The 4,258-nt window shown below is 60.7% G+C and carries 5 protein-coding genes and 1 pseudogene; all 6 read right to left on the bottom strand.

The window, feature by feature from the left end:
- Positions 1 to 186: 186 nt before the first annotated feature.
- Positions 187 to 1,137: a D-2-hydroxyacid dehydrogenase family protein gene (locus tag FEM54_RS25940; protein WP_138453601.1), complete on the bottom strand. Its 951-nt coding sequence runs from the start codon at positions 1,135 to 1,137 to the stop codon at positions 187 to 189.
- Between the two features lie 26 nt (positions 1,138 to 1,163).
- Entirely contained in the window at positions 1,164 to 2,180 is a 1,017-nt protein-coding gene (locus FEM54_RS25935) for an alpha/beta fold hydrolase (protein ID WP_138453600.1), read from the bottom strand.
- Positions 2,181 to 2,224: 44 nt separating this feature from the next.
- Positions 2,225 to 2,669, bottom strand: a pseudogene (locus tag FEM54_RS25930) (YqaA family protein).
- A gap of 3 nt (positions 2,670 to 2,672) precedes the next feature.
- Positions 2,673 to 3,119, bottom strand: a complete 447-nt coding sequence (locus FEM54_RS25925) for a DUF411 domain-containing protein (RefSeq protein WP_138453598.1) — start codon at positions 3,117 to 3,119, stop codon at positions 2,673 to 2,675.
- Between the two features lie 112 nt (positions 3,120 to 3,231).
- A complete protein-coding gene (locus tag FEM54_RS25920) occupies positions 3,232 to 3,690 on the bottom strand; it encodes an SRPBCC family protein (protein WP_138453597.1) in 459 nt (152 codons plus the stop codon).
- 90 nt (positions 3,691 to 3,780) lie between these two features.
- The coding region (locus FEM54_RS25915) for a methyl-accepting chemotaxis protein (RefSeq protein ID WP_240792805.1) at positions 3,781 to 4,258 on the bottom strand (478 nt) is incomplete at its 5' end.

Below are 4,258 nucleotides of genomic sequence, written 5' to 3'. Positions count from 1 at the left end.
GTTGGGCTGCGCAGCAGCCCCATAATGAGCACACCCGGTCTATCTGATGCACCGATTGAGCGATTTGGGAGCGCTGCGCGCTCCAACGCAGGGCAAGCCTGCTCGCCACAACAAGCCTGCTCGCCACAACAAGCTTGCATGCCACAACAAGCCTGCATGGCAAGACAAGCTTGCTTGCGATACCGCTTATAGGCTGCGAATCGGCGTGCCGCTGGCCCAGGCCTGAATGTCTTCGATCATCTGCTGATAAAACTGCCGATAATTCTGTTCACTCACATACCCGACATGGGGCGTGGCCAACACATTCGGCAAGCGCCGGAAGGGATGATCAACCGGTAGTGGCTCTTCGCTATACACATCCAATGCGGCCCCCGCCAGTCGCCCGGCCGATAACGCCTCGATCAGCGCCTGCTCATTCACAATCGGCCCACGTGAGGTATTGACCAGGCGCGCACTCGGTTTCATCCAACCCAGCGCCTGCGTATCCACCAGGCCGCGACTGCGCTCGCTGAGCACCAGATGCACGCTCAGAATATCCGCCTGCTCGAACAACTCACGCTTGCTGACCCAGCTCACACCCGCCTCTGAGGCCCGCTCCGGCGTAAGGTTCTCGCTCCAGGCAATCACGCGCATGCCAAATGCCTGGCCAAACTGCGCAACCTTCTGGCCGATGCTGCCCAGTCCGAGAACCCCCAGGGTTTTGCCATACAGATCGCCACCCAGCCCGACCTGCCAGCCGCCGGCGCGCAATGAGTTGGCTTCGGCCAGCAGGTTGCGGGTCGAGGCCATGATCAGCGCCCAGGTTAACTCCGGCGCCGCCTGCTTGTAGCTGTCGGTGCCGCACACCTGGATGCCCAGGGCTTTAGCCGCGGCAATGTCGATGGCCGCGTTGCGCATGCCGCCGGTCACCAGCAGTTTCAGCTTGGGCAGGCCTTGCAACAGGGCCTGATCGAAGGTCGAGCGCTCGCGCATCAGGCAAATCACGTCGAACCCCTGCAAACGTTCAACCATCGTGGCGGTATCGGCGGGGTAATCGTGCAGAAAATGCACCTGGCCCACCGCCGCCAATGCCGACCAATCCACCACACCACTGGCCACATTCTGCCAATCATCAATGACTGCGATCTGTACCGACATTCAGGAGTGCCTCGAAAAAGGTTGGATTAAAGGGTGTTCAACCCCTGTAACAGTGCCTTATGAAACTGCGCCGGTTCTTCCATCTGCGGTGCGTGGCCCAGGCCCGGGAACTCCACCAGGGTCGCATGGGGGATCAGCTTGGCCACCTGCTTGCCCAGCACGTCGTAGTGACCGAGCCTGGCCTTGACCGCCGGCGGCGCGATATCGCTGCCAATGGCGGTGGTGTCGGACGTGCCGATCAACAGCAGCGTGGGCATCTGCAAATCCTTGAACTCGTAGTACACCGGCTGGGTGAAGATCATGTCGTAAATCAGCGCCGAGTTCCATGCGACCTGGGTATGGCCCGGGCCATTATTGAGGCCGGCAAGCATGTCGACCCAACGTTCGTATTCCGGTTTCCAGCGCCCGACGTAGTAAGTGTTGAGTTCATACTGGCGAATGCCGTCGGCGCTGAGTTTCAACTCGCGCTCATACCACTGGTCGACGCTGCGATACGGTACGCCCAAGGCTTTCCAGTCTTCCAGGCCGATGGGATTGACCAGTGCCAACTGCTCGGTTTGTTGCGGATACAGCAGTGCATAACGGGTGGCGAGCATGCCGCCGGTGGAATGGCCGATGAGGGTGGCCTTCTGAATGCCGAGTTTCTCCAGCAGTTGGTGGGTGTTGATCGCCAATTGCTGGAAGCTGTACTGGTAGTGGTCCGGTTTGCTGGAGGTGCAAAACCCGATCTGGTCCGGCGCGATCACGCGGTAACCCGCTTCGCTCAAGGCCTTGATCGATTCTTCCCAAGTGGCGCCGCAAAAGTTCTTGCCGTGCATCAACACCACGCTGCGGCCATTGGCACGGCCCTTGGCGGGCACGTCCATATAACCCATTTGCAGGGTTTTGCCTTGGGACTGGAAACTGAAATGTTCGACCGGGTAGGGGTATTGAAAGCCTTGCAGCTCGGGGCCATAGGTAGTGGCAAGGGGAGCAGCGGCGAGGGCGGGAGCGGCGCTCGCCGTGAGCAGGCCGGTGATGCAAAAGGCGCGGATTAGCGACATGAACAGGGCTCCGGAAGGAATGCCCGGATGCTGTTGCGAGGGGATTAAGTGGGGATTAACACCCAGTGCAGGGTCAGCGCCGCCAGCACGCCATAACGCAGGCTCTTGGCCAGCGTGACCAACAGCAAAAACCGCCACAGCGGTTCGCGCATTACCCCAGCGACCAAGGTCAGCGGGTCACCGATGATCGGCACCCAACTGAGCAATAACGTCCAGTGCCCCCAGCGTTCGTAATGGCGACTGGCCTTGTCGAGCTGCTTTGCGCTGACCGGAAACCAGCGGCGATCCTTGAAGTGTTCAACCCAGCGGCCCAGCCACCAATTGACCACCGACCCCAGGACATTGCCCACCGTCGCAATACCCAGCAGCAGCCACAGGCTATAGTGGCCGCTGAGCAATAAGCCAACCAGCACGGCTTCCGATTGCAGTGGTAACAAGGTTGCTGCGCCAAAGGCGGCAAAAAAACAGCCCCAGGTAACCGGCGAGCATTAATCAGTGGGCCGGGTAGTCAGCCACCACCACATCCTGTCCGTCGCGCGTCAGGCCGATGACCTGGTAGGCCTCGCGCCGCTCACCCATTTCCATACCGGGCGAGCCCATGGGCATGCCGGGCGCGGCAATGCCTAGCAGATCATCACGTTTGCGCAGTGCCAGCACCTGCTCGGCGGGCACATGGCCTTCGACGAACTTGCCGTCGATCACGGCGGTATGGCACGAGCCCAGGCGCGGCGCTACGCCCAGACGCTGCTTGACGGCGCTCATATCGGCTTCGACATGGTCATTAACCTTGAAACCGTTGGTTTCAAGGTGACTGATCCATTTTTTGCAGCAACCGCAGTTGGCATCGCGGTGCACGTCGATTGGGATCAGGTCGGCCGCCTGGGCCAGTGTGGTGGTGAACAGGGCGCAAAGTAGGGCCAGTCGCAGGGGGTTTTTCATGTGGGGCTCGTGGGCAAGAGGACGGCGTCGGGATTTTGCGGCGATCATGACGACGTCATCGCAGGCAAGCCAGCTCCCACAGGGTGAGCGGGGTGCCAGTAATGTTTCTAAATTATACGAAAGCCGCGTTTTCAAGGCGGTGCTTGAGTTGGTCCAGCGCAATGGTCGACAGGTCGATCATGCGCGCGTGCAAGGAGGCCAATTGCAGTTCGGTCTCGTAGGTGAGCACCCGTTTGAACAGCGTGCCGCCACGGTGGGGTTGCAGGAAGTAGTGAATCGAGCCGTCTACCGCGAGGGAGGTGAACACGGTCTTGAATTCACTGGGGCGGCGGGCGATTTGTACGCGATAGCTCATGGGGACGCGCACGCCCAGCAGGTCGATGATTTCGGTAAAGCGCGTGCCGGCCGGCAGTGAGCCGGTGGTGCCGGTGTCGGCACTCAGGGAGGTGGGGTGCCACTCGTGCCAGCGATCCGGCTGGGTCACATAGTCGTAGATGACCTCGATTGGCGCCTGGATAAAGCGTTCCTGACTGATCCGCTCCAAGCGGGCCGAATGCTCAGCTGCATGCATGACACACCTCCTGTGTGGCGAGAGTTTGTCCTGAGAACTGTCAGAATAGTCCCACTCCCGCGCATTGCACGGGAGTGTCTCAGTCTTTTATCAGCGCACCTTGAAGCGGCCCATCAATGCAATGACCCGGCCATTGGCATCCAACAGGCTCTGAGTGTTGGTTTGGGTGGCGTGGCCACTTTCTACCAACTCATCGACCATCTGTCGGATCTGCACCATGCTGCGGTTGATCTCCTCGGTCACTGCGCTTTGCTGCTCGGCCGCCGTGGCGATCTGGGTGCTGAGGTTATTGATATGGCTGACGGAACCAGCCATCTCATCCAGCCCGGTGTTCACCCGCGCCGTGGCATCCGCCGCCGACTGGCAACTGGCCTGGGTGTTTTCCATGGCCGCCACCGACGAACTCACGCCGGTGGTCAGGCGCGCGAGCATCTCGTTGATCTGCGAGGTGCTGGCCTGGGTGCGTGCCGCCAGCGCCCGTACTTCATCGGCCACCACCGCAAAACCACGGCCTTGCTCGCCAGCCCGCGCTGCTTCAATGGCTGCGTTAAGTGCCAGCAGGTTGGTC

Origin of the sequence: Pseudomonas edaphica (assembly GCF_005863185.1) — a bacterium.
Classification (GTDB): domain Bacteria; phylum Pseudomonadota; class Gammaproteobacteria; order Pseudomonadales; family Pseudomonadaceae; genus Aquipseudomonas; species Aquipseudomonas edaphica.
Note: the sequence above shows the minus strand (reverse complement) of the source record. Positions and strands in the feature narration are given on the sequence as shown.

Coding starts and splice junctions, on each gene's coding strand:
- FEM54_RS25940 (WP_138453601.1), bottom strand. CDS start 1,137: ATGTCGGTACAGATCGCAGTCATTGATGATTGGCAGAATGTGGCCAGT.
- FEM54_RS25935 (WP_138453600.1), bottom strand. CDS start 2,180: ATGTCGCTAATCCGCGCCTTTTGCATCACCGGCCTGCTCACGGCGAGC.
- FEM54_RS25925 (WP_138453598.1), bottom strand. CDS start 3,119: ATGAAAAACCCCCTGCGACTGGCCCTACTTTGCGCCCTGTTCACCACC.
- FEM54_RS25920 (WP_138453597.1), bottom strand. CDS start 3,690: ATGCATGCAGCTGAGCATTCGGCCCGCTTGGAGCGGATCAGTCAGGAA.